Origin of the sequence: Actinoplanes sp. CA-142083 (assembly GCF_050942195.1) — a bacterium.
GTDB lineage: Bacteria > Actinomycetota > Actinomycetes > Mycobacteriales > Micromonosporaceae > Actinoplanes.
Genome location: NZ_CP192076.1, coordinates 9,175,118 through 9,197,374, shown reverse-complemented (window position 1 = coordinate 9,197,374; position 22,257 = coordinate 9,175,118). Strand labels below are relative to the sequence as shown.

Annotated in this window: 17 protein-coding genes; 9 read left to right on the top strand and 8 right to left on the bottom strand. The window is 72.8% G+C overall.

Features of this window, described 5'->3' with window-relative positions:
- The first annotated feature begins 242 nt into the window (after positions 1 to 242).
- From ACQPZX_RS42270 to ACQPZX_RS42250, 5 genes are read left to right on the top strand one after another with little or no spacing between them, the layout of a single operon-like run.
- The gene (locus ACQPZX_RS42270; RefSeq protein ID WP_433368809.1) at positions 243 to 1,112 is read left to right on the top strand and encodes a hypothetical protein; all 870 of its coding nucleotides are present in this window, start codon (positions 243 to 245) and stop codon (positions 1,110 to 1,112) included.
- Positions 1,109 to 2,281 carry a hypothetical protein gene (locus tag ACQPZX_RS42265; protein WP_433368806.1) on the top strand — a complete coding sequence of 391 codons (1,173 nt, stop codon included), beginning with the start codon at positions 1,109 to 1,111 and terminating at the stop codon, positions 2,279 to 2,281. The genes ACQPZX_RS42270 and ACQPZX_RS42265 overlap by 4 nt, the downstream gene beginning before the upstream one ends.
- Positions 2,272 to 2,673 carry a hypothetical protein gene (locus ACQPZX_RS42260; protein WP_433368803.1) on the top strand — a complete coding sequence of 134 codons (402 nt, stop codon included), beginning with the start codon at positions 2,272 to 2,274 and terminating at the stop codon, positions 2,671 to 2,673. Before ACQPZX_RS42265 ends, ACQPZX_RS42260 begins: the two co-directional genes overlap by 10 nt.
- Positions 2,674 to 2,728: 55 nt before the next feature.
- A complete protein-coding gene (locus tag ACQPZX_RS42255) occupies positions 2,729 to 3,238 on the top strand; it encodes a SigE family RNA polymerase sigma factor (protein ID WP_433368800.1) in 510 nt (169 codons plus the stop codon).
- Positions 3,235 to 4,293 (top strand): hypothetical protein, encoded by a 1,059-nt coding sequence (locus tag ACQPZX_RS42250; RefSeq protein ID WP_433368797.1) that lies wholly within the window; start codon positions 3,235 to 3,237, stop codon positions 4,291 to 4,293. Before ACQPZX_RS42255 ends, ACQPZX_RS42250 begins: the two co-directional genes overlap by 4 nt.
- On the opposite strand, the gene ACQPZX_RS42245 is transcribed toward ACQPZX_RS42250, so the two are convergent.
- Positions 4,283 to 5,080, bottom strand: a complete 798-nt coding sequence (locus ACQPZX_RS42245) for a DNA-formamidopyrimidine glycosylase family protein (protein WP_433368794.1) — start codon at positions 5,078 to 5,080, stop codon at positions 4,283 to 4,285. The genes ACQPZX_RS42250 and ACQPZX_RS42245 overlap by 11 nt on opposite strands.
- Positions 5,081 to 5,087: 7 nt before the next feature.
- Entirely contained in the window at positions 5,088 to 7,961 is a 2,874-nt protein-coding gene (locus ACQPZX_RS42240) for a BTAD domain-containing putative transcriptional regulator (RefSeq protein ID WP_433368791.1), read from the bottom strand.
- A 66-nt stretch (positions 7,962 to 8,027) separates the two neighbouring features.
- Here ACQPZX_RS42240 and ACQPZX_RS42235 point away from each other — a divergent pair, with 66 nt between their 5' ends.
- Positions 8,028 to 8,687: a hemerythrin domain-containing protein gene (locus tag ACQPZX_RS42235; RefSeq protein WP_433368788.1), complete on the top strand. Its 660-nt coding sequence runs from the start codon at positions 8,028 to 8,030 to the stop codon at positions 8,685 to 8,687.
- Here the strand turns inward: ACQPZX_RS42235 and ACQPZX_RS42230 are convergent.
- A complete protein-coding gene (locus ACQPZX_RS42230) occupies positions 8,684 to 9,475 on the bottom strand; it encodes an SAM hydrolase/SAM-dependent halogenase family protein (RefSeq protein WP_433368785.1) in 792 nt (263 codons plus the stop codon). The genes ACQPZX_RS42235 and ACQPZX_RS42230 overlap by 4 nt on opposite strands.
- Positions 9,476 to 9,559: 84 nt before the next feature.
- Here ACQPZX_RS42230 and ACQPZX_RS42225 point away from each other — a divergent pair, with 84 nt between their 5' ends.
- Positions 9,560 to 10,486: a TIGR03560 family F420-dependent LLM class oxidoreductase gene (locus ACQPZX_RS42225; protein WP_433368782.1), complete on the top strand. Its 927-nt coding sequence runs from the start codon at positions 9,560 to 9,562 to the stop codon at positions 10,484 to 10,486.
- Here the strand turns inward: ACQPZX_RS42225 and ACQPZX_RS42220 are convergent.
- Positions 10,473 to 11,255, bottom strand: coding sequence for an NAD(P)H-binding protein (locus ACQPZX_RS42220; RefSeq protein ID WP_433368780.1), 783 nt, complete (start codon positions 11,253 to 11,255; stop codon positions 10,473 to 10,475). The genes ACQPZX_RS42225 and ACQPZX_RS42220 overlap by 14 nt on opposite strands.
- 74 nt (positions 11,256 to 11,329) lie before the next feature.
- Between ACQPZX_RS42220 and ACQPZX_RS42215 the strand changes: the two genes are divergently transcribed.
- Positions 11,330 to 11,983, top strand: a complete 654-nt coding sequence (locus ACQPZX_RS42215; protein WP_433368777.1) for a helix-turn-helix domain-containing protein — start codon at positions 11,330 to 11,332, stop codon at positions 11,981 to 11,983.
- Here ACQPZX_RS42215 and ACQPZX_RS42210 read toward each other — a convergent pair.
- The 3 genes from ACQPZX_RS42210 to ACQPZX_RS42200 form a co-directional block, all read right to left on the bottom strand.
- On the bottom strand, positions 11,967 to 13,508 hold the full coding sequence (locus tag ACQPZX_RS42210; RefSeq protein WP_433368774.1) for a PHP domain-containing protein: 1,542 nt from the start codon (positions 13,506 to 13,508) through the stop codon (positions 11,967 to 11,969). The two genes, ACQPZX_RS42215 and ACQPZX_RS42210, sit on opposite strands and share 17 nt — an antisense overlap.
- Before the next feature lie 62 nt (positions 13,509 to 13,570).
- Entirely contained in the window at positions 13,571 to 15,481 is a 1,911-nt protein-coding gene (locus ACQPZX_RS42205; protein WP_433368771.1) for a LamG-like jellyroll fold domain-containing protein, read from the bottom strand.
- A gap of 60 nt (positions 15,482 to 15,541) precedes the next feature.
- On the bottom strand, positions 15,542 to 16,081 hold the full coding sequence (locus ACQPZX_RS42200) for a GNAT family N-acetyltransferase (RefSeq protein ID WP_433368768.1): 540 nt from the start codon (positions 16,079 to 16,081) through the stop codon (positions 15,542 to 15,544).
- A 56-nt stretch (positions 16,082 to 16,137) separates the two neighbouring features.
- Between ACQPZX_RS42200 and ACQPZX_RS42195 the strand changes: the two genes are divergently transcribed.
- On the top strand, positions 16,138 to 17,157 hold the full coding sequence (locus ACQPZX_RS42195) for a hypothetical protein (protein WP_433368765.1): 1,020 nt from the start codon (positions 16,138 to 16,140) through the stop codon (positions 17,155 to 17,157).
- A 387-nt stretch (positions 17,158 to 17,544) separates the two neighbouring features.
- On the opposite strand, the gene ACQPZX_RS42190 is transcribed toward ACQPZX_RS42195, so the two are convergent.
- On the bottom strand, positions 17,545 to 22,092 hold the full coding sequence (locus ACQPZX_RS42190) for an ATP-dependent helicase (protein ID WP_433385770.1): 4,548 nt from the start codon (positions 22,090 to 22,092) through the stop codon (positions 17,545 to 17,547).
- Positions 22,093 to 22,257: the final 165 nt, after the last annotated feature.

The following is a 22,257-nucleotide window of genomic DNA, read 5'->3' as shown; positions in this document are numbered from 1 at the left end:
CCGGGTCGAGCGGGTGCCCCCACCAAAAGATTGATGTTTAGTAATGTCCCCGGCAACGCGGCAAGCCGCGCCGATGTGGCCGAAACCCTTGCGGTCACAGCGATCTACCCTTCCAGGGAACGGGGAATTCCTTGAAAAAAGTGGTGGCACTGAGTGCTGCCGCGATCGCGGTTCTGGGCCTGCTGCCCGGTACCGCTTTCGCTGCCGAAACCAAGTCGAAAGCCCAGCCGAAGTTCACTGTTGTGAACAAGTTCGAAAGGGTGGCCGGCGAAAAGGCTACCGGCAAATTGAAGGAGCGAGTTCGCAAGCACGTCGACGACGCGATGCGCCGGTCGCAGCTCGTCGCCGACGCCGACCTCGACACCTTCACGGCCGACCTCTCCGGCCGCAAGTTCACCGCGGTGGTGCCCAAGGGCGTCAAGCTCAAGAGCGCCATCGTCGTGACCGAGGAGGGCGTTGACCAGGTCGGTCTGGGTGCGGAGTTCGAGGTGCCGACCGACACCGTGTCGGCCCAGGCGGCCGGGCACTCGGCGGGCACAGGCCTGCCGCGGGTGGCGGGCGCCTGCCGGACGCTGTGGTTCGACAACCCGACGTCGGGCGCCAGCGACGACCAGGTCTACGACTGCTACGAGAAGTTCAAGAAGTCGAATTCCGAGTACATCTACAACCGGTATTCGAAGATGACGGTCGGCCAGACCGAGGCGGCTATCCGGCGGGAAGTCCAGGAGTTCACCATCCGCTTCCGCGAGGCCAAGGGTTACAGCCGGATCACCGGAGGCCCGTACAACTACGGTCCCCTCCCCAGCAGCCTCGAGTGCAACAACGCCAAGTTCTCCTACGGCGGCCTGGAAATCCCGCTCGTCGGTTGTGGCGGTATCCAGAACCTGGCCGGCGGTTCGTATTACCAGACCGGGACCAAGTACCTCGGACACGAGACGAGCCAGAAGTACATCGACTCGTACGCCCGGTACACCTCGAACGGCACCACCCCGGTGTGGTCGGACTACGTCTGGGTCACGATGTCCAGCTGCGGCTGGATCCCGTTCACGCCGTGCATCAACGGCCTGAACAAGTGGGAAGAGAGCTACACGGACGGCCTGTGGTACCGATGATCCACAGCCGGAGCCGCTCCTCACGGGAGCGGCTCCGGCCCCTTCCGGTCCTGGTCGCCATCCTCGCCGGGATGGCGCTGTGCCTCACTGCTTGTCGTTCGGACGGCCCCACGCGGCCGGTGGCGGCGGTCGTTCCCCCGCCCACCGCCGCCGCCAATCCCTGCGCCGACCCGTCGACCCGATACGACGGTGTCTGCCACACGGTCGCCGTCGGCGGAAAGACGTATCGCTACCTGCTCTTCCGGGCGGCGCAAGCGACCACGAAGACGATGATCTTCGACGGTGGCGGCCCCGGTGTCTCCAATCTCTCCAACATCGACGCCCGCTACGAGCAGACGCAGGCCGATGCCGGGAAGCGGGGCTTCAACCTGCTAGTCCTGGACGAGCCCTGGGTAGTGGCGCCCTACGATCCGCAGTGCCGGACGGCGATGTCATCGTTCTACCGCGAGTCCACGCAGCGGTACCCGCGACCCGCGTCCGGCAGTGCCGTGGCGTCGGTGCGCCAGAGCTGCCTGACCGCCAAGGGCGCGGCCACCAGCACGGCCGCCGACTACCGGGCCGCCGTCGGCCGCATCGAGCAGGCCGAGAAGGTGACCGTCGTCCGGCTGGAGGGCTACTCCTTCGCGTCGGTCCGGGCCGCCTATCTCGGTGTGGACCGCCCCGACCTGGTCGTGGCGGTCGGCTCGCCGTTCCCCGTGGGAGCCTCCGCGGCCGCCTTCTATGCCGCGGAAGGTCGCGGCGCCGGCACCAGCGGTGACCTGGCCTCGGACTCGGCCCAGGCCTACTACACGACGACGGGTACGGATCCGGCCGACGTGGACCGGGCGACCGCGGCCCGCGGTCTGTGGCAGGTCACCAGCACCGGCGACATGTCGCTGTCGCGAGTCGGCTACTACGCCGAGATCTGCTCCGCGCTCGGCAACTGGCCGGCCCTGGCCGGAGATTCGCTGAAGGCCGGCTCGGCCGTGACCGCGCTGGCCTCGCTGCACGCGCCGTGCGTGGGTGCGAACGGGACAGAGAGCCTCAAATTGCCGGCGAAGACGTGCTTCACTGTCCTGGCAGGTGACCGGAACTCCCCGTGGTTGCCGTCGCCCGTCACCCGGCGGGCCAAGGTCGCCACCGTCCACACGGGCGAGCACGGAAAGGTGGCGATCCCCGCATGCCCATGACCGACCGTCCCCGGCGGTGGTGGCGTCTGGTCATCGTCGGCAGCCTGCTGTACGTGGTGCTGGTGGCGAGCAACTACTACTCCCCGTGGCTCGGCGACAGCCCGCTCGTCTGGGTCTCCGCCGAGATCCTGCTGGTCGCCCTGGCGGTGTTCGCGGCGGTGAAGGACCTCTCCGCGGTCCCGCTGCGCGGGGTGGAGCGGGCCGCGCTGGTGGTGGCGGCCGTGATCGTGCTGCTGTGGGTGCCGGCCGCGCTGCTGACCTGGTTCGCGTCCGGCCGGCGGGACGACGTGCTCTCCCTGCTCCTCGGGCTGCTCGTTGCCATCCCCGTTCTTCCCCTGGCCGCGCTGGCTCTGCCCGGCACGATCGCGTACCGCCACGCCCGGCGGGCCTGAGAAAGTTCGGGATTCATGACAACCGTCTATGCCGCTGAAGTGTCCTAGTTCTGTGATGAGATGGGCGGCGCCGGATCAGTTCGCCGAATTCGTGCGCGTCAGGCATGCGGCGCTGCTGCGCTATGCCTACCTGCTGTGTGGTGATTCGCACCTCGCGCAGGACCTGGTGCAGGACGCGCTGGAACGCACCGGCGTCGCCTGGCGGCGCATCGAAGGACAGGGCGACCCGGAAGGCTACCTGCGCCGGATCATCACCAACCGGTACCTGAACCGGGTCCGGTCACTGCGTCGTGAGCGGCTGGTCGGTGACGCGCCGGAAACCGGCGCCGCCGCCATCGAGCCGTCCGACGGGTCGCTGATCCGGCTGCTCAGCTGCCTGCCGCGCCAGCAGCGCACGGTGATCGTGATGCGTTACTACCTGGACCTGTCCGAAGCCCAGATCGCCGAGGCGCTCGGCTGCTCGGCCGGAACAGTCAAGAGCACCGCGTCGCGGGCGATCGCCCGGCTGCGCCGCGAGCTCGGTCCCGATGCCCACCAGCACCCGGCGGAAGAGGGCGCCCGATGAAAATCGACCCGCAGACGATCGAAGACGACCTTCGCGCCGCGATGCACGCCGGTCCGTCCCCGCTCCCGGCGTGGCCCGACCCGGTGGCCCGGGTGGAGGCCGGCATCACCCGCCGCCGGCGCCGGAAGCTGCTGGTCACCGCCGCGGCCGTGGTCCTGGTGGCCGGCGCGGCAGCCGGCGGCCTCGCGGTCGTCACCCATCGCCCGCCGCCGTCGACGTCGATTGTCAGCGCCGAACCGGTCGCCGCGCCGCAGATCCTGCGCCGTTCCCCGCGCCCCGACGCGCCGCCGTGCCGGCTCGACCAGGTCGGCGCGGTGGACTGGATCGTGCAGTCGGCGCCCTGGGGGCAGTCGACCGGGTTCGCGTTGCGCCCGACCAACAGCGAGCGCTGCACCGTGTCGGGCAAGCCGGCGCTGTCCGGGGTCAACACCGCCACCGGCGCCTCCGAGCCCATCGCGGCCGCGGACCTCGGCCCGCTCGACCAGAGCGTCGTGCGGCAGTTCCCGGCCACGATCGACCCGGGCGAGATGGCCCGCGTCCAGATCCGCGCCAACACGACCTGCCCCGCCGGGGAGAAGCCGCGGTCCTACCGCGACCTGACCCTCACGGTCGGCGAGAAGAAGCTCAGCCTGCCCGCGTCCCGGGTCCTCAAAGGTGTCTGCGGCGCCGACGTCACCCAGTGGTTCGTGGAGCCGCCGATGGACTACGCGTCCCTCAACGCCACCGTCGAGGCGCCGGCGGTTCTGCGCCAGGGAGAGGAGTTCTCCTACACCGTCCGGATCAGCAATGTCTTCCCGAGCGAGTATCCGATGGATTCCTGTCCGGTCTTCCAGCTGGGTGTCGCGGCCAAGACCACCGGACCCTGGCAGCGCATCGAGTGCACGCAGGACAGCATCGACGACCACGACAGCGTCGAGTACACGTTGCGCGGCCAGATCCCGCCGGACACCGGCCCGGGGCCGCGCAAGCTGACGTGGATGGCCGTGATGAGCAATGGCGAAGCCGTCATCGCCGACATGGGAACCGACGGAACGGCCGTCACCATCACCCGCTAGCCGGCCTCGGCTGGCAGCGTGGGCACCAGTACGTGACGCGCTCGTCCTGCTCGGCCTTGCGGATCGCGGCGCCGCAGCGGCGGCAGGGCTGGGCGCGCCGGCCGTACACATAGGTGGTTTGCCCACGCCGCAGCGAGCCGGTCGTCGACTGGGTCCAGCGGCCCTTGTTCGAGGCGACCAGCTTCTGCGCGAGCGTGACCACGCCGTCGAGATCGGGGACCTCGGCGATCGGCGTCCACGGCCACAGTCCACGCAGGAACATCGTCTCGGCCTTGTAGAGGTTGCCGACGCCGGCGAGATTGCGCTGGTCGAGGAGGGCCTCGGCGATCGTCGCGCCCGGCCTGGCGGCGATCCGCCGCGCGGCCTCGGCCGGGTCCCAGTCGTCGCCGAGCAGGTCCGGCCCGAGATGGCCGACGAGCGTCTCCTCGTCCGCCGTGGGCACCAGGGTGACCTCGTGCAGGTGATATCCCACCGCCACCGAGCGTGCGGTGCGCAGCACGACCCGGATCAGATGGGCCGGGCGGCCGGACCAGCGCTCGCCCGGCGCGTAGGCCCGCCACGCGCCGTCCATCCGCAGGTGGGAGTGCAGGGTGAGCGGTTTCTCGCCGTCGCGGGTGAGCCGCAACAACAGGTGCTTGCCCCGGCTGGCCGACTCGGCCACGGTCCATCCCGTGAGGCCGGCGGTGGCGAGCCGCGGCACCCGGAAGTCGCTCCCGGTCAGAACGTCGCCGACCAGGGCGCGCTCGAGCACGCGGGCCGTGTTCCAGACGGTGTCACCTTCGGGCATGCGTCCATCATCGCGCGGCGGCGTCGAGGAGGGCGGTCATGGCGGCGCGGTCGAGCTCGGCCGGGTCGCGGCTGGTTTCGCCGGCGGCGGCCAGGGCGGCGTCGAGCGCCGCGCTGCCGATCGGGTCGCCCGGCTCGTAGATCAGGCCGCGGCGGGCCGCCTCCCGGCGTACGGCGGCGGCCAGCGTCGCGCCGTCGTCGTGGCGGCCCAGCAGGAGCAGGGCCAGCGCGCCGGCGAGCAGGCCGCCGAGGACGTTGCCGACGTCGTCCTCCTCCTGGAACAGGCGCACCGCCTCGCGCAGCGACGCGAGAGCCGCCGCCGGGTCGCTGGGCGGCCGGAGCAGCACGCGGCCCAGCAGCAGGTGACTGTAGGCGGCCGTCCACGTCTGGCCGATCGCCGCCGCCATGCCGACGGCCGTCGTCAGCAGCCGCCGGCCCTCGGCCACGTCGCCGGCGCCGGCCAGCGCCCAGCCGAGCACCATCGCGCCCGCCGCGACCAGCCGCTGCTCGCCGATTTCCTGGCCCAGCGCCATGGCGCCGCGGCCGTCCGCGACCGCCCCGTCGAAGTCGCCCAGCGCGGTCCGCAGCATCGACTCGTAGTAGTAGGCCTGCCCGCGCAGCACCAGTCCTTCCCGGTCGGGCGCCGGCCCGAGCGCGGCTATGCCCTCGCGCAGGAAGTCGTCGGCGCCCGCCGCGTCCCCGGTCAGGAACTGCAGGGTCCCGGCGGCGAGCATGGCCCGCGCACGGTCGTTGCCGCTGCCCGCGCCGCCCGGGCCCGCGCCGCCCGCGCCCGTGCCGCCCGCGCCCGCGCCCGTGCCGCCCGCGCCCGCGCCGGCGCCGCCCGCGCCCGCGTTGGTCGCGCTCGCGCCGCCGGCCGAGGCAGGGCTGGTGGGCGGTCCCGGGGAAGTGGCGGCCAGGGCGGCGCGCAGGAGGCGCAGGCCGTCGGTCACGTGGCCGCCGCGGTACCAGAACCAGTCGAGCAGGGCGGCCGTCCGCAGGGCCGCGGCCGGGTCGGCCGTGAGGTCGTGGGTGATGCCGGTGCGCAGGTTGGCCAGTTCCCGGTTGAGGACCCGGATCGCGTGGGCCGAGCGTTCGCCGGCCAGCTCCGGCGCCATTCGCTCGACCAGGTCGCGCACCCAGGCGGCGTGTGCGGCCCGGCTGGCGCCCGGGGACGGGTCGCGGTTACGGCAGTAGGCGCGGACGATCTCCAGCAGGCGGTAGCGGCTCGGGGTGACCGTGGTGTCGGCGACCACGACCGAGCGGGCCACCAGGGACGACAGCGCGGCCAGGTCGCCGCCGACGGCGTCGAGGGTGAAACCGCCCTCGAAGGGCCACAACCTCAGCAGCAGGGCGCGGTCGCCGGTCGAGAGCAGGTCGACGCTCCAGGCGATGGCGGCCTCGAGGGTCTCGTGCGGGGCGAGGGCGCCGCGCGGCACTGGGCCGAGCGCGGGGAAGCGCTGGTCGAGCATGTCGAGGAGCTCGGCGAGGCCGAGCACCCGGCAGCGGGCCGCGGCCAGTTCCAGGGCGAGCGGGATGCCGTCGAGGGCGGTGGCGAGGCGGGCCAGCTGCCCCGATTCGGCCTCGTCGGGGCGCCAGCCGGGACGTATCGCGGTGATCCGGTCGGTGAGCAGGGCGATCGCGTCGGCCGGAGGCAGCGGGGCGACCGGGAGCAGGGTCTCGCCGTCGATGCCGAGCGGCTCGCGGCTGGTGGCGAGCACGTGGACGCCGGGGCAGGCGGCGAGCAGCGTCAGGGTCAGGGCGGCGACGGCCTCGACCAGGTGTTCGCAGTTGTCGAGGACCAGCAGGCCGGGCCGGTCGCCCAGAGCCGCCGCCAGGGCCTCGGTGGTCGCGGCGCGCACGCCGGCGGCGTCGGCGACGACCGAGGGGACCAGGGCCGGTTCGTCGACGTCGGCGAGCCGGACGAACCAGGGATGCGAGGCAGCGGCGAGCCGGACGAACCAGGGATGCGAGGCGGCGGCGAACTCCACGGCCAGCCGCGTCTTGCCCGCGCCGCCGGGGCCGACGAGCGTCACGAGACGGCTGGCGGGCGCGAGGGAGGCGAGCAGCGCCAGCTCCTCGCTCCGCCCGAGAAAATGTGAGAGTGGCCGACTGAAAGCCGAGGGTGACGCGGACGCGGGCGCGGCGGGCAGCAGGAGCGCGGGGTCCTGGGCGAGGAGGCGGGCCTCCAGGTCCTGCAGCGCTGGGCCGGGGTCGATGCCCAGCTCGACCGCGAGCTGGGCGCGGACGCGGCGCATGGCGGTGAGGGCGTCGGCCTGGCGGCCGCTGCGGTAGAGGGCGACGATCAGCAGTTCCCAGCGGCGTTCGCGGTACGGCTCCTCCCGTACGGAATAATCAAGCGCGGCCACCGCACCAGGCGCATCCCCGATCGCCAGAAGCGCCGCCAGGCGCTCTTCGGCAGCCACCGCTCGCAGCTCGGCCAGCGCGGCGCGCTCGGCACCCAGAGCCTCGTCGAGATCGGCAAAGGCATCGCCGCGCCACAACGCCAGCGCCGCGTCGAAGGCGCGCAACGCCTCGCTCGGCGAGGACGCCAGCAGTTGCCGTCCGCGAGCGAGGCCGGCCGTGAACCGCGCCACGTCTGTCTCGTCGGTGTGCAGCACATAACCGGCGCCCGACCTCGCCAGCGCATCCCGGGACGGGCCGAACGCGCGGCGCAGACGCGACGCGTACGCGTGAAGGGAGCTGGAGAAACTCGCCGGCGGTGACCCATCCCAGATCGTCTCGGCGAGGGTCTGTTCGCCGACCGGACGGCCCTCGCCCGCCAGCAGCGCCGTGACCAGGCGGCGCGGCAGCCGGCCGCCCAGATCGACCACGCGCCCGCCGGCCTCCACCTCGGTCGGACCGAGCACCCTGCCGATCAACACGGGCCGAGCATAGGGCTGCAAACAGATTGCAGGCAGTCTGCAAGCGGACGGGGTGACCTTGTACTCATGACAACGATGACCGCAGGAGCGGACACCTGGGACATGCCACTCGTGCACCGGGTTTTCCGCCGGGACTTCCGCATGCTTCCGGCCCTCGTGCGCGCGGTGGCCGAGGGGGACACCGCCCGCGCCGAGACCGTCGGGTACCACCTCGAGCACCTGGCGAACGGGCTGCACCACCACCACACCGCCGAGGACGAGCTGCTCTGGCCGTTGCTGCTGCAGCGGGCCACGCCCCAGACCGAGCTGATCAACCGGATGGAGGCGCAGCACCATCGGCTGCACGAGCCGCTGGAGCGGATCGGCGAGATCAACCCGCGGTGGCGGAAAACCGCCACCGCCCGCGACCGGGACGAGCTGGCCGATGTGATCGCGCAGGCGTCGGTGGCGCTCGACGAGCACCTCGCCGACGAGGAGCAGGAGCTCCTGCCCCTCGCCGAGGCGCATGTCACGCAGGCCGAATGGGACGCTCTCGGGGAGCGTGGGCGTGAGTCGATCCCCCAGGGGAAGCTCGCGCTTATCTTCCTTGGGTCGATCTTCGAGGAGGCGACACCGGAGGAGAAGAAGCGCTTTCTCGCCGACTTGCCGGTGCCGGCTCGCGTCGTGTGGCGACTTCTCGGGGATCGGACATACCGCTCATACCGCGATACGCTGCGGCAAGGCTAGGCTCGCGCCGAGATCCGGATCATGTCGCCGGGGCGCACCGAGAGCACGACCACGGCCCGGCCGTTGTTGACCGCGATCGCCACGTGGCCGGCCGAGTCCTCGAACACCAGCAGCTCGCCCCGCTCGACGTCGGCGAACGTGGTGCCGCGCCGGGCGCTGACCGAGCCGTTGATCACCAGCTCCTGGGCCAGGCCGGCCAGCACGTCGCCGGTCGCGGACAACTGCACGTTGCCGAATCGGTCGACCGTGCCGACCTCCGACTCGATCCAGCCGTCGCCGACCGTGACGACCGGGTCGGGCAGCCGGATCAGGTCGGCCGGATCGATCGCGGGGCCGGCGTCGACCGGGCTGCCGCCGAGCGCGAGGTGGGCGGCAGCCGGGGAGAACACGTCGCGGCCGTGGAAGGTGCGCGAGACGTCGCCGATCAGCCAGTCCTTGTTGGCCAGCTCGAAGGCGCGGTCGACGCCGCCGAGCGCGTCGGCCGCCCAGATCAGCAGGCCGTTGTCGGGGCCGACCAGCAAGCCGTTCGGCGTCTCGAGGACCAGCCCGCGGCGGGCCGTGCCGACGCCCGGGTCGACCACCGCGACGTGCACCGCCGCTGGCAGGTAGGGCGCGGTCTGGGCGAGCACCGCGGCGCCGCGGGTCACGTCGGCCGGCGGCACGTGGTGGGTCACGTCGATGACGCGTACGGCGGGCGCGATGCGCGCGATCGTGCCATGGCACGCCGCGACGAACCCGTCGAACGTCCCGTAGTCGGTAGTGAGGCTGATCCATTCATATCCGGCCATGGTGGCCAACGTTACTGCCCCGACACCCTTCGTGTGTGACAGCCCCGACAGGGCACGCCGGAGGACATCTGGCAGGTTTGAGTCATGCGTCTTGTGATCTTCACCGAGCCCCAGCAGGGGGCCACCCACGGCGACCTCGTCAAGGTCGCGCAGACCGCGGAGGCGTCCGGCTTCGACGGCTTCTTCCGCAGCGACCACTACGTGGCGATGGGTCAGCCGGGCGAGCCGGGCCCGACCGACGCCTGGGTCACGCTGGGCGCGCTGGCCGTGCAGACGTCCCGCATCCGGCTCGGCACGCTGGTCACCTCGGCCACGTTCCGGCTGCCCGGGCCGCTGGCCATCGCGGTGGCGCAGGTCGACGAGATGAGCGGCGGCCGGGTCGAGCTCGGCCTGGGCGGCGGGTGGTTCGAGCGCGAGCACACCGCGTACGGGATCCCGTTCCCGACCGTCGGCGAGCGCTTCGACCGGCTCGAGGAGCAGCTCGAGATCGTCACCGGGCTGTGGTCGACGCCGGCCGGCCGGTCCTACGACTTCGAGGGCAAGCACTACCAGCTGATCGACTCGCCGGCGCTGCCCAAGCCGGTGCAGTCGCCGCGCCCGCCGGTGATCGTGGGCGGACACGGCAAGAAGCGCACGCCGGCGCTCGCGGCCCGTTTCGCCGACGAGTTCAACGTCCCCTTCGCCAAGATCGAGGACGTGGCGCCGACGTTCGAGCGGGTCCGTCTCGCTTCGCGGGAGATCGGCCGTGACACGCCGCCGGCCTTCTCGGCGGCGGCCGTGCTCTGCGTGGGGCGCGACGACGCCGAGGTGCGGCGCCGTGCCGCGGCCATCGGCCGCGACGTTTCCGAAATGCGCGAGAACGGCGGCATCGTGGGCACGCCCGCCGAGGCGGTGGAAACCATTCTTCGGTACGCCGAGGCCGGCGCGACCCGCCTGTTCCTGCAGACGCTGGATCTCGCCGACCTCGACCACCTCGAGCTGGTCGCCTCCGAAGTGGCTACCCAGCTCTGAAGCAGTCCGCGGCCCAGGCTCGGTAGCTGCCGGGCCTGCGGCCGAGGACCTTCTCCACGTCGGCGGTGACGATCGCGTTGCCGCCCGCGCGGACCAGCAGGGCGCCGGCCAGGGCCATGTCGGCGATCTCCGGCGGGAAGTGCTCGCGGGCCGGCGGGACGTCGACAGTGGTGATCGTCGTGCCCAGGACCTCGGCCAGTTGGGCGGCCTGCTCGGGGACGCCGAGCAGCTCGGGACCGGTCAGCGTGTAGACCTGACCGTCGTGGCCGGCCGTGGTCAGGGCCTCGGCGGCCACCGCGGCCACGTCGCGGGGGTCCACGACGCCCTGGCGGCCCGCGCCGGAGATGTTGGGGATCGGCCGCCCGGCCCGGATGTCGTCGCGCCAGGCGAGGGTGTTCGAGGCGAACGTCGTCGGGCGCAGGATCGTCCAGGGCCGGCCGCTGTCCCGGATGGCCTCCTCGCCGGGCGCGTGCCACGTGTTCAGGCCCGCGTCGGGCGTCGCGATCGCCGAGAGCTTGACCACTCGCTCGACGCCCGCCTCGATCGCCTGCCGCAGAAACGCCCGGTCGATGCCGGGGATCGCCGGCCCGGCCGGCGCGAGCAGGAAGGCGGCGCGCGCCTTGCGGATCTCGGTCGTGACCGTGAGGCCCGGGCGGGGCTCGATCTTCGCGGGGTCGCGGGTCAGGGCGGTCACTTCTTCGCCGCGCGCGAGCAATTCACCGACCAGGGCGGATCCGATGGTGCCGGTGGCACCCGTCACGAGAATCATGGTCCTACCGTCGTCGCCCGCCCTTCGAACGTCTTGGAGTTTTCGGTACTAGCGTGAGTGCCGTGGATACCGTTGTGCAGCAGCCCGAGGTGGCCACTGTGCTCGCTTTCCGGACGGCGGCCGACGGGCGCAGCGACCTCATCGTGGTCGGGCCGCGGACGCGGGGCACCTACAACCCCGGCAAACCGCTGGCGGCCTGCGCGCGGGTGCGGTTGCGGCCGGGGCAGGTTCGGCCGGTGCTCGGGGTGCCGGCTTCCGCGCTGGTCGATCGCGCTTTCCCGTTGACCGAGCTGTGGGGCGATGCCGCGCTTGCCTTGACCGACCATGTCGCCGCAGCGGGCTCCGATGCGGCCGCTCTTTTGCAGGAAAATATGCCGAAAAATCTGGGCATATCTGGCGTCGACGTGGCTGCGGATCTCCTGAAGCGACCCGGCGCCCGGCTGTCCGAAGTGGCCGCCGATGTCGGCGTGAGCGAGCGCTACCTGCGCACCCTGTTCGCCCGCGAGGTCGGCCTGTCGCCCAAGCATTTCGCCCGGATCAGCCGGGTGCGCACGGTGCTGTCGCTGGCGGGCCGGCGGCCGTGGGCGGAAGTCGCCGCGAAGGCCGGCTTCTTCGACCAGGCCCACATGATCGGCGACTTCCGCTCGATGATGGGGGTGTCGCCGGGGGCGTTCCTCGCGGGACGCCTCCCGGCGGTCACTCCGTGCTCGCTTACTCCACGTCTATGAAGATCGGGTTCGTGTAGAACCAGGTGTCGAGCCACGGGTCGCCGTCACCCGGGGTGTGCGGGATCGGCCCGCGCGGGTCGATCCCGGCGCCGAGCGGGCCGGGCCCGTTGCGGCGGCCGTCGCTGCCGCGCAGCCGCACGTAGGACGGCTCCCTGATCGGGTCGAGCTCGATCCGCAGCGTGTAGGTGCCGGTACGGCCGCGCACGTCGATGCTGCGCGCGACCCGGGTGGCCGGCGCCTTCCAGCTCGTGCGGTCCTTGGCCGGCCCGCGCACCGCGCCCCGGATCACGTCCACATGGGCGAGCTTCGGCAGCTCACCGTGGTAGTTCGGCCGGGTCGCCGTGGTGATCGTGACCTCCAGCGTGAGCCGCTGTCCACGCCGGACCCGCAGGCGGCCGCCCAGCGTCTTTCCTTCGAGGCGCACGTCGACGCCGTCGATCAGCTGCCCGTGGTCGACCCAGACCCGCCCGGCGCGCAGGCCCGCCATCACCTGGGCGTAGCCGTAGCCGGTGACGCCGACGTGCGTGCGGCTGAACTGGCCGGGCCAGAAGTCGCTGCCCGGCTGCGGCGTCCCGGTGTCGACCGGGTCGGGCAGCTTGCCGGTGTTGTCGAAGTTCTGGCCGGCGGGCCAGTCGCCGTTGCGCCAGGTGTCGAAGACGGTGCGGTGGTTGTCCGAATTGGAGGTGATCGAGAACAGCTTGCCCTCGGCGAGCATCGCGTCCCACATGCCGCCGACCGTCGCGGTCATCCAGTCGAAGCCGCCGTGCGTCACGTACGCCTCGGGCGGGAAACCGGCCCACGACTGGGCGGACGGCTTGTTCTCGTACTCGCCGCGGATCGAGCTCGCGCCGCGCCAGCCGGGCAGCGCCGCGCCCTGAGCGCCCGGCGCGCCCTCCATGCCGATCATGATCGACGGGTCGGCGTCGCGCCAGCCGCGGATCTCGGCCGGCGAGTCGATGCCGAGCCGGGACGGGTGGTTGGCGAGCACCAGCACGTCGGGCACGGCGCCGGCCCGCTTCCGGTCGGCCAGCCACTTGATCGCGTCCACCGCTAGCTGCAGGTTCTCGGCGCCGTCGGTGGTGCGGTTGAGCAACTTGCCGTCGTAGGCGAGCTCGAACTGCCGCAGCACGTCCGCCTCGTCCGGCCCCGGCGCGGTGAACACGGTCGCGTGCTCGGCGCCCGGGATGTACCACTCGAGGCCCTGGAAGATCAGCATCCGCGGGTTCTCGACGCGCGCCTCCAGCACCTCGAGGTGCTCGGCGAGGGCGCCGCCCGCGTTGGCGTGGCCGAAGTTGCTGTGCTCGGTGAACACCATCCAGTCCAGGCCGAACTGTGCCGCACGCATCGCCTGCTGCGAGAACGTGTACTTGGCGTCGTGGCTGTAGACGGAATGCACGTGGTGGTCGCCGACGAGCCACGCGTATTTCGCGCTTTCCCGGCCGTGCGCTTCGGCCGGCGTTGCTCCGCCTGCCACCGCCAGTCCGCCGAGCAGCCCAGCGGCGGCCAGCAGCCCACGCCGTGACAACCCTTGAGGATCAAGAGCATCTTCTCGTACGGCGGGGTCCGCCCACTCGGGCAGCGGGTGCGTCACTTGCCCCCTCCGATCATGAACTGCTCCGGGCGCAGGGCGCGTCCGACGATCCGGACGTCGCCGAGCCAGCCGTAGTAGGCCTGCTCGACGATGTCGTCGTAGTGGTAGGCGCCGACCAGCCACGGCTTGCCGGCGGTGGCCAGGCCGATCGCGGGGGTCGACGGGTTGCGCAGCACGGGGCAGCCATCGACGTACATGATGGTGTGTCGGCCGTCGTTGACCACCGCGACGTGCCACCACTTGTTCAGCGGGAGCAGGTGGCTCCAGTTCGTGGAGATCCGGTCCTGGTTGCGGGGGAAGACGGCCCACTGCAGCTCGGCGCCCGAGGAGAGGTTGAGGCAGGCGGCCGGCTCGGACGGGTCGTCCCCGGTCTTGCCGGCGTCGCCGCCCGTGCCCATCCGGGTCAGCACTCCGCACCACGCGTGCGGGTCGCCGAAGTCGGCGGGCAGCTTGAGGAACGCCTCGATGGTGTAGCCCCTGTCGAGGGTCATCGCGTTCAGGGGTGCGCCGTCCGCCGTACGCAGATAGGCCCCTCGCGCCGGCTTCTTGCCGCCCAGGAAGCGCAGGCTCGCGTGTGCCGGCTGGTCGGGGTGGAACTCGTCCGACCAGGTCAGCGTGTCCGGACCGCCGGCGAGGTCGGCCCGGGTGAGGTCGTTGCGGTTGCCCGAAAGGTCGGCGATCACGCCGTTCACCGCACCGCTGGTGGCCTGGTCGAACCGCCAGTACGCGAGGGTGCCCGGCACCAGCACCGACTTGGCCGGGCGCGCGGGCCGGACCGGCGGGACGCCGAAGCGGGTGGTGAAGTCGATGTCGATGCTGAAGCGGTTGGCCGCCCCGGTGAGCTCGACCTCCAGCTCGGCGAGCTCGTTGCGCTTGTCGTCCTTGATGCCGAGGAAGTACGGCGAGATCGTCTCGACGTCGACGCAGCCGCGCGCCAGGTCGAATTGATAGAGCCGGATCATCGCGCCGCCGCCGTAATAGCGGTCCTGGTAGTTGGTGATGTGGACGTGTACGTCGTGCCCGGCGTCGTTCTTCAGCACGGTCCGTCCCGGCGGCCAGAAGTGGCCGTTGAGGGTCAGGAAGATCCGGTCGTTGCGGGCGATGAACTGGTCCCACAGCTGCCGGCCGAAGTCGGACAGGTGCGCCTCGCCGTTGTCGTCGGCGAACGCGATCTCGTGGGTCGTCACGATCACCGGCAGCGCCGGGTGCTTGTCGAGGACCGACTGCGCCCAGGCGAGGCCGGCCGCGCTCGGCCGCCAGTCCAGCGCCAGCACCAGCCACTGCCGGCTGCCGCCGGTGAACAGGTGGTAGCTGTTGTAGCCGTCCGGGCTCGCGCCGCCGTAGCTCTTGGCCTTGTTCTTCCCGCCGATGAACCGCTGCGGTCCGAAGGTCTGCAGGTACGCGCTGTCGCCGCGCTGGTCGGTCGTGGACGAGTTGATGTCGTGGTTGCCGGCGAGAACGCTGTACGCCGCGCCGGCCCGGTCGAGGACGGCGAACGCCTTGCCGATCGCGTCGAATTCCTCTTTCTTCCCGTTCTGGGTGAGGTCGCCGAGGTGCGAAAGGAAGACGATGTTCTCGTCGTCGCCGTGGTCGAGGATCCAGCGCAGCGACGCCTCGAGCGGCCGGGAGTCGCCGCGGTCCTCGTCGAAGAGGTACTGGGTGTCCGGCATGACCACCAGCGTGAAGCGGGGACTCTCGGGGTCGTTCTTCGTCCCGCCCGCATGTGCCGCGGCGGGAAGCGTGGGCAGCGCGGCGGTCGCCATCGCGCCGGCGCCGAGCAGGCCGGCGGCGCGCAGCAGGCCGCGGCGGCTCGCCTTCGGGGTGGTGTCGCCGTGGTCGTGCAGGTCGGCGCAGTTCGCCGACGACTCCATGGCGTGGATCAGACAGGGGTCGGCATGATCGTGCATGTCAGCACTATCGACAGCCGACCCGATCTTGATCGCAAACTCACGGGGAACGACGAATGGTCACCAGACGTCGCCGTCCCGCCAGTCGCAGGCCAGCGTGCCGGTGAGGCGCAGCTCGGCGCCGCCCGCGACGACCCGGACGAACGTGCTGTCGTCGTCCTCCTCGGTGCGGGTCAGGCCGCCCGGCGCCAGCACACAGGTCGGCCCCTGCCAGGGCAGCCAGCCCCGCTGGAGGTAGAGGCCGCGGCCGGCGTGCGAGGCGGAGAGCGCGCCCAGGTCGTACCCCTGGTCGACGATCCGCTCGGCCTCGGCCATCACCGTCGCCGCGTGGCCCTGCCCGCGCCGCCCCGGATGCACGGCGACCCCCTCGACATAGCCGCCCCGCCACGAGCGGTCGGCGTGCAGGAAGCGGCGCTGCACCACGGCCGCGTGCGCGATCGGCTCGCCGCGCTCGAGGACCAGCACGTGCAGGCCGCCGAGCGCATGCTCGAAGTCGTGGTCGTCGAAGTTGCCGAGAAAGGCCAGATCGAGAAGCTCGCGGATCGCCGATCGCTCGGCGGTGGTCAGATCGGCCGTCGCGACCGTCCGGGTTTGAGGCACCCGCCCAACCTACTGGGGCTCCGCCGCCTCGCCGGTCATGACTATCCTCCGGGATCGTGGTGTTGTTCGTCGCACGTGACCGGGACACAACGGTGATCTCGCGGTCCGTCATCCGTGTCCCCGACGGCCGCCGCGTGCGCCGCGGCTGGAACGCGCTCGTCGAGATCCGAGCCCCGCAGCACCCGACCCGCGTCGACAACACACCCGCGGTGGTCGCCCTGATCGCGTTGCCGCCCGTTGTGGTGGCGCTGCTGGCCATCCGCTACCTGGGCCTCCCGGTAGCCATCGTCGGCACGGTGCTGACCCTGCTGGTGACGCTCTCGATCGTGCCCCCGCTCTTCCGCCGCTCGCCCGTCGGCGCCACTCCCTCCAAGCGGCGCTCCGGCCATGCGGATCGTTCGGACGCCACCTCCTCCTCGCGGCGCTCCGGCCATGTGGACCGCTCGGGCGCCTCCTCCGCAGGCCAATCCGGTCTGCTGTCACCTGCCGATGACGCGCCCGTGTCTCGCCCGCCGCTGCCGGACGAGAGCGTGCGCACGCTGACCGCCGCGGCCGAGCGCACCGCTTTTGACCGCGCCGTGTCCACCGCCGACCGCATCAGCCAGACCTGGCCGGCCCTGAACGGTCTGATCGACATCCCCGAGGCCGAGTCCCTGCTGGCCGCCGCCCTGTGGGAGATCTCCGGCCTCCTGGCCCGCCGCCAGGAGCTGACCACCGTCCTGGCCGGCCTGACCCGCCCCGACTTCGCCACCCTCTCCCCGCCGGACCCCATCGCCGACAAGCTTCAGTCGCAGATCCGAGCCACCAAGGAAGCCCTCTCGGCGGTGGAGATCGACCTGGCAGCCCGGGAAGCCAGCCTCCGCCGAGCCGAGGAAGCGGGCCGAACCTTCATCCGCGAGCACGAACTCCGAGAAGCAATCCGAGCCGCCGAGCGCTCACTCGGCACCCAGCCGAACCCGCCTCTCCCCACCGTGTCCACCCCCGACGCCGCAGCCGACTTGGCCGACCACACCAGCCTGGTGCTGGCCGCCTACCGCGAGCTGACCACCACCCTCCACCCCGACGACAGCCCCTAGCCACGCCGACCCCAACCACGCCACGCGCCGGCGAACGTCGCTCCAGCCGCCCGAGGAGCCGCGTTCGACGGCGTCTCGCCCGGCGCCGCGTGGGTAACGCGCTCGGCGGCGTCTCCCGGCTGCGCCCGCGTGGGTAACGCGCTTGGCGGCACCCTGGGCTGCGCCGCGTGGGTGACGCGCTTGGCGGCGTCTCCCGGCTGCGGCGCGTGCGTGACGGGCTCGGCGGCGTCTCCCGGCTGCGGCGCGTGCGTGACGGGCTCGGCGGCGTCTCCCGGCTGCGGCGCGTGCGTGACGGGCTCGGCGGCGTCACCCGGCCGTGCCGCGTGCGTGACGGGCTCGGCGGCGTTGCCCGGCTGCGCTGCGGGCGTGACGGCTCGCCGTGCGGCGTCAGCCTCGTAGCCGCAAGCCGCGCGGGGTCGCGCGGAAGCCGGCCGTGGTCAACGCGTCGCGCAGGGGCGACGCGTGTACCGACTCGCCGTCGGCTCGTTCCACCGACATGGCACCCAAGGCGCCCGAGCGCACCGAATCGGCGAGCGCGCGGCCGGCGGCGATCAGGGTCTCGGGGTCGTCGGTGAAGCTCAGGAGTGTGCGGCCGCCACGCTCCACATAGAGCACCAGGTCGCCGGATACCTGGATGACCAGGGCGCCGGCCTTGCGGCCCGGGCGGTGACCGGCCCGGGTGGTGGGCTCGCCGTCGCCGCTGTCGATGATGCGGTCGGGCCAGGGCAGGGCCGCGCCGTAGGGGTTCGCCGGGTCGGTCGCCGCCAGCACCTGCGCGTGCGAAGCGCGGCGGGACAGCTCGTCGGGGTCGGCCAGGGCGCGCAGCCGGTCGACGGCGCCGGGGACCGCGAACTGGGCCGCGCCCAGCCCCTCGACGAAGTAGCCGCGGCGGGCCGCGCCGCGCTCCTCGAGGGCGCCGAGCACCGGGTAGACCGCCGCGAAGCCGCCGGTCACGCCCTCGGCCATCACCGCGCCGCGGGTCACCACCCCGTGGCGTTCGAGAAGCAGGTCGGCCAGGGCGGCCGCGCGGCGGGTCGGGTCGAGGTCGCGGTCGGGGAGGCGGGACCAGCGGCCGGCCATGCTGGGCGGGCCGCCGCGGGCGGGCATCGCCGGGCGGCCCAGGCTGCCGGGCCGGCCGGGGCGGCGGTAGCGGGCGCGGGCCGGCGCGGCCTTGGCGCGGTGGGCGCCGCTGCCGCCGAGCAGGGCGCGCAGCGGGGCGAACGTGTCGTTGGTCAGGTGGCCGGCCCACACCAGATCCCACACCGCCGCCGCCAGCTCGGGGTCGTCGGTGGCGCCGATGCGGTCGGAGAGGTTGCGGAAGAACAGTGCCTGGCCGTCGCCGAGCGCCTCGAGAACCCGCTGGTGCAGCGGGGTGAGCGCGAGCTCGTCGTCGGGCGGGGGCAGCAGCAGCGCCGCGCTGTCGGCCCAGGCCAGCGTGACCCAGCCGTCGTTGCCGCCGATCGAGCCCGAGCCGGCCCAGAGCACCTCGCCGCCCGCGGACAGCTCGTCCAGCTGAGGCGGCGCGTAGTCGGCGATGCGGGCCGGCAGCACCAGCCTCTCCCACGCCGAGGCGGGCACCGCGATGCCCTGGAGCTGCTCGATCGAGGCGGCCACCGCGTCGACCCCGCGCGCGTTGCCGCCGATCTGGTGCCAGCGTGGCAGGAACGCGGCCAGCACCCGGGGCGGCACCGGCTCGATCTCGCGGCGCAGCGCGGCCAGCGACCGGCGGCGCAGCATGCGCAGCACCTCGCTGTCGCACCACTCGCTGCCCGCGCCGCCGGGGGAGAACTCGCCCGAGGCCACCCGGCCGGTCGCGGCGAGCCGCTTGAGCGCCTGCTCGACGACGAAGACGCCGAGACCGAACCGGGCCGCGCAGGTCGCCGCCGCGAACGGGCCGTGCGTGCGGGCGTAGCGCGCGACGAGGTCGCCGAGCGGGTCGGCCACCGGCGAGAGATAGGCCTCGGGCAGCCCGACCGGCAGGGCCACGCCGAGCGCGTCGCGATAGCGGCCCGCGTCGTCGATGCCTATCCAGCGCTCCTCGCCGGCCACCCGCACCCGGATCGCCCGGCGGGCCGCCTCGAGCTCGACCAGCCACGCCTCGTCGACGCCGCGCACGGCGAGCTCGGTGGGGGACAGGTCGCCGAGCAGCCGCAGCAGCTCGGCCGCGTCTTCGGCGTCGCGCGGCTGCCGGCGACTGGTCAGCCACTGCAGTTGAGCCTCGGTCTCGCCGACCACCTCGGGGTCGAGCAGCTCGCGCAGGTCGACCCGGCCGAGCAGCTCGCCGAGCAGCGTCGAGTCGAGCGCGAGCGCCGCGGCCCGCCGCTCGGCCAGCGGGGCGTCGCCCTCGTAGAGGAACGCTCCCACGTAACCGAAGAGCAGCGACCGGGCGAACGGCGACGGCCGCGGCGTCTCGACCTCGACCAGTCGCACCTTGCGGCCGGCCACCTCGCGCATCAGCCCGACCAGGCCGGGCACGTCGAAGACGTCCTGCAGGCACTCGCGGGCGGCCTCGAGCGTGACCGGGAAGTCGGCGAACTCGCGGGCCACGTCGAGCAGCTGGGCCGCGCGCTGACGCTGCTGCCAGAGCGGCTGGCGGCGGCGCGGGTCGCGGCGGGGCAGCAGCAGCGAGCGGGCCGCGCACTCGCGGAAGCGGGACGCGAACAAGGCGGAGGTGCCGACCGACTCCTCGACGAGCTGGGCGATCTCCTCGGGGTCGAAAGCCACCAGCTCGGCGCCGGGCGGCTCCTCGGCCGTGTCGGGCAGTCGCACCACGATGCCGTCGTCGGAGGGCATGACCTGGCCGTCCACGCCGTACCGCTCGGACAGGCGGCGGGCGATCGCGAGCGACCAGGGCGCGTTGACCCGGGCGCCGAGCACGCAGTGCACGGTCATCCGCCAGTCGCCGAGCTCGTCGCGGAAGCGCTCGACCAGGATCGTGCGGTCGTCGGGCAGGTTGCGGGTCGCCTCGCGCTGCTCGCCGAGGTACGCCACCAGGTTGCCCGCGGCCCACTCGTCGAGGCCGGACTCGCGCAGCGTGGCGGTGGCCGCCTCGTCGCCGGCCTTGACCAGCGAGCGCAGCTGCTTGCCGATGGCGCGGCCCAGCTCGATCGGGCGGCCCAGGCTGTCGCCCTTCCAGAACGGCATGCGGGCCGGCGCGCCGGGCGCGGGGGAGACCAGCACCCGGTCGGGCGTGATGTCCTCGATGCGCCAGGAGGTCGAGCCGAGCAGGAAGACGTCGCCGACGCGGGACTCGTACACCATCTCCTCGTCGAGCTCGCCGACCCGGGCCGCGCGCTCGGCGCCGGCCAGGAAGACGCCGAACATGCCGCGGTCGGGGATGGTGCCGCCGCTGGTGACGGCGAGCCGCTGAGCGCCGGGGCGGCCGGTCAGCACGTCGGTGCCGCGATCCCACACCAGGCGGGGGCGCAACTCGGCGAAGGCGGTCGACGGATAGCGGCCGGAGAGCATGTCGAGCACCGCGTGCAGGGCCGACTCGGGCAGCTCGGCGAAGGGCGCGGCCCGGCGCACCAGCGCTGCCAGCTCGTCGACCTGCCAGGCGTCGAGCGCGACCATCGCCACGATCTGCTGGGCCAGCACGTCGAGCGGGTTGCGCGGGTAGCGCAGCTCCTCGATCGCGCCGGCGCCCATCCGCTCGGCGACGACGGCGCAGGAGACCAGGTCGCCGCGGTGCTTGGGGAAGACGACGCCGCGCGAGACCGCGCCGACCTGGTGGCCGGCCCGGCCGATGCGCTGCAGGCCGGCCGCGACCGATGGCGGCGCCTCGATCTGCACGACCAGGTCGACCGCGCCCATGTCGATGCCGAGCTCGAGGCTGGAGGTGGCGACCACGGCGGGCAGGCGCCCGGATTTCAGCGCCTCCTCGATCTGCTTGCGCTCCTCACGGGAGACGCTGCCGTGGTGGGCACGGGCCACCACGGGCGGGGCGCCGCCGGCCTGCCCGGCCTGGGCCATGATCTCGGCAGGCGGCCGAGCGGGGACAGGCAGCACCTCACCGGCCCGCTCGGCGGCCAGCTCGTTGATGCGGGCGCAGAGGCGCTCGGCGCCGCGCCGCGAATTGGTGAAGACGATCGTCGAGCGGTGCGCCTGGATGAGGTCGAGCACCCTTTCCTCGACCGCCGGCCAGATCGACGGGGTGTGCCGGTTGCCATCGGGATTGTCAGGGTCGACGTCAGGCACCTCGTCGAGGCGGGTCATGTCTTCCACCGGGACCTCGACGGCCACCTCGATGGTCTTGGCGCTCGGTGGCTGGACGATCGTCACGTCGTGCGCGCCGCCCAGGAAGCGGGCGGTCTCGTCGATCGGCCGGACGGTCGCGGACAGGCCGATGCGCTGGGCCGGCTTGGGCAGCAGCGAGTCGAGCCGCTCGAGCGACAGCGCCAGGTGGGCGCCGCGCTTGGTGGCGGCGACGGCGTGCACCTCGTCGACGATCACCGTCTCGACGCCGCGCAGCGACTCGCGGGCGGCGGAGGTGAGCAGCAGGAACAGCGACTCGGGGGTGGTGATCAGGATGTCGGGCGGGGTGCGGGCGAACAGGCGGCGCTCGTCGGCCGGGGTGTCGCCGGTGCGCATGCCGACGGTGATGTCGGGCGGCGGGACGCCGAGCCGGCCGGACGCCTGGCGGATGCCGGTGAGCGGGGCGCGCAGGTTGCGCTCGACGTCGACCGCGAGGGCCTTGAGCGGGCTCACGTAGAGGACCCGGCAGCGGTGTTTCGGATCTTTGGGAGCGGGCTCGTGGGCCAGCCGGTCGAGCGACCAGAGGAACGCGGCGAGCGTCTTGCCCGAGCCGGTCGGGGCGACCACCAGCGCGTTGCGCCCCGCTCCGATCGCCTGCCACGCGCCGGCCTGGGCGGCGGTGGGCGCGGCGAAGGCCGCCGTGAACCACTCCCTGGTGGCCAGGCCGAAATCCTCCAGCACGTCTCGCACCCGACCATCCTCTCTCGGGGGTACGACAAAAAGTCGCGGAGGGATGGCCGTCTATCGGTCTTTACTGGCACAGCGGACCATGGTGGGGTCGGAGGACGAGGCATATACAGATCAAGCACCTGATCGACACAAGAGGCCCCCACCGACAGGAGGCTC

Coding starts and splice junctions, on each gene's coding strand:
- ACQPZX_RS42265 (WP_433368806.1), top strand. CDS start 1,109: ATGATCCACAGCCGGAGCCGCTCCTCACGGGAGCGGCTCCGGCCCCTT.
- ACQPZX_RS42260 (WP_433368803.1), top strand. CDS start 2,272: ATGCCCATGACCGACCGTCCCCGGCGGTGGTGGCGTCTGGTCATCGTC.
- ACQPZX_RS42255 (WP_433368800.1), top strand. CDS start 2,729: ATGAGATGGGCGGCGCCGGATCAGTTCGCCGAATTCGTGCGCGTCAGG.
- ACQPZX_RS42250 (WP_433368797.1), top strand. CDS start 3,235: ATGAAAATCGACCCGCAGACGATCGAAGACGACCTTCGCGCCGCGATG.
- ACQPZX_RS42245 (WP_433368794.1), bottom strand. CDS start 5,080: ATGCCCGAAGGTGACACCGTCTGGAACACGGCCCGCGTGCTCGAGCGC.
- ACQPZX_RS42235 (WP_433368788.1), top strand. CDS start 8,028: ATGACAACGATGACCGCAGGAGCGGACACCTGGGACATGCCACTCGTG.
- ACQPZX_RS42230 (WP_433368785.1), bottom strand. CDS start 9,475: ATGGCCGGATATGAATGGATCAGCCTCACTACCGACTACGGGACGTTC.
- ACQPZX_RS42225 (WP_433368782.1), top strand. CDS start 9,560: ATGCGTCTTGTGATCTTCACCGAGCCCCAGCAGGGGGCCACCCACGGC.
- ACQPZX_RS42220 (WP_433368780.1), bottom strand. CDS start 11,255: ATGATTCTCGTGACGGGTGCCACCGGCACCATCGGATCCGCCCTGGTC.
- ACQPZX_RS42205 (WP_433368771.1), bottom strand. CDS start 15,481: ATGCACGATCATGCCGACCCCTGTCTGATCCACGCCATGGAGTCGTCG.